The organism is Sediminitomix flava (genome assembly GCF_003149185.1).
In the GTDB taxonomy this organism is placed as follows: Bacteria; Bacteroidota; Bacteroidia; order Cytophagales; family Flammeovirgaceae; genus Sediminitomix; species Sediminitomix flava.
The window spans coordinates 1-1,748 of the sequence record NZ_QGDO01000031.1 but is presented as its reverse complement, the minus strand read 5'-3'; the positions used below and the strand labels follow the sequence as shown (position 1 = coordinate 1,748).

Here is a 1,748-nt window from a genome sequence, read left to right as displayed (position 1 = left end):
GATGTGGTATCTTGACATGACGTTGAGTTCGCATTTTCTACATCCAATTCAACTGACACGTCGATAAACGAGCTACCATTTGCAAATGAATCCACAGAAACAGCTAGGCTATCATCAAGAATATTGGAGTAACTTACACTTCCACCTAAGACATTTGTCACATCCCACTCATAATTAAATCCACCAACTGACTCTTCAGTGATATTCAATACAAAGTCTTCAGAACAAGCTGTCTGATCTAAATTTAAAACCAAATCAGGTGTTCGATAGAAAATGACCGAAAGGGTATCTCTTTGAGTACAACTTGTGGTAAATGAATTACCCACTATCAGTTCTACTTCTACTTCTACCTCAGAACTACCTACAGCAAATGAATCCAAAGCTACATCTAGATTATAATCTGTAAGATTATTGACTACGCTCACTGCTCCACCTATAGTATTTAGTAGCCTCCACTGATAATTGAAACCACTTACCTGAGCTTCATCGGCTTGGAATGTTGCCATAGACGCACAGCTATCATTTCCTGCTCTTGTTACCGTAAGATCAAAGTCTGGGATTCGGTAATAAACAAAATTGATAGTATCTAAATTTGCACAACTAGTAGATTCAGCATTTTCTACGCTCAACTCATAGCCGAAAATCATACGAGCCGCATCAGAAGGGAAATCTACATTTGCAAAAGTAGTTTGAAGCGCATAATCAGATAATGGATTCTGATTGATTTGCTGAGAAACAACAGACTGATCCGATTGAATTGATATTTGCCTCCAAGTGTAATCAAATCCTCCTATTGAGTCTTCTTGAACACTCGCTACTAACGAACTATCCGCACAACTAAATAAACTGTCTACTGCAAAAGCTACACTTGGTGTTCTATAGAATACAACTGTAGTATCCGATACCTCATCACAAAGTACTAAATCTGGATTTGACACCCTTACTTCATAATCTGCCTCTAGCTTATGAGCTGTATTATCAAAACGATCTAGCATCACATTGAGGTTTGCTGAAGTTGTATCTGAATTAGTTACCGCTCCTCCTGTTTCTGTCAGTTTTGTCCAAGAATATTCAAAGCCAGTAATTCCTTCAGCGTTGATTGCATTTAAGGATATATCATCCTCACAATTATGTGCTGACACAAATAAATCTATGTGCGGAGCTCGTTCTATGATATAGGTGATTGTATCTGTTTCTGAGCAGGAGGTTGAATTATTATTTTCAACTAAAACACTGTAAGTAAGCTCTATCTGATAACTTCCGCTATCGAAGCTTGAAGCTAATACTTCAAAATTCCAATCAGAACTATCTCCTAATGCAGTCACTGTACCACCTGTCACACTTTCTTGCTTCCAATAGTAATTAAAGTTACCTATTGAATCCTCATCCAAAGTAAATTCAACACCTTCAGCACAAGCAGCCATTGGAGTTGCTTTGGCTTCAACTTTTGGAATTCTGAAGTAAGTCAAGACTACAGAATCTGTATCCAAACAGCTTGTTAAAGAGGTATTCTGAACATCTAATCCAACTTTTGCATATGCTACAGTTGCTTGACCAGAGAATGTCGCGTTCACAAAACTTGATGAAAATTGATAGCTGTTCAATCCATTATGTTGAATAGCCAAATTATCTCCTTGATCACTTACTACTGTGCCTACTGACCAAATATAAATCAGACTATCATTTGCTAGTTCTGTTGGCGAAACTTGAATTTGTCCATCTGAACAAGCAAACAAACTATCTGCACT

1 protein-coding gene is annotated in these 1,748 nt (G+C 37.5%); it reads right to left on the bottom strand.

Going from position 1 to position 1,748, the window contains the following annotated elements; translation table 11 throughout:
- The coding region (locus BC781_RS25560) for a hypothetical protein (RefSeq protein WP_158281586.1) at positions 1-1,748 on the bottom strand (1,748 nt) is incomplete at both ends.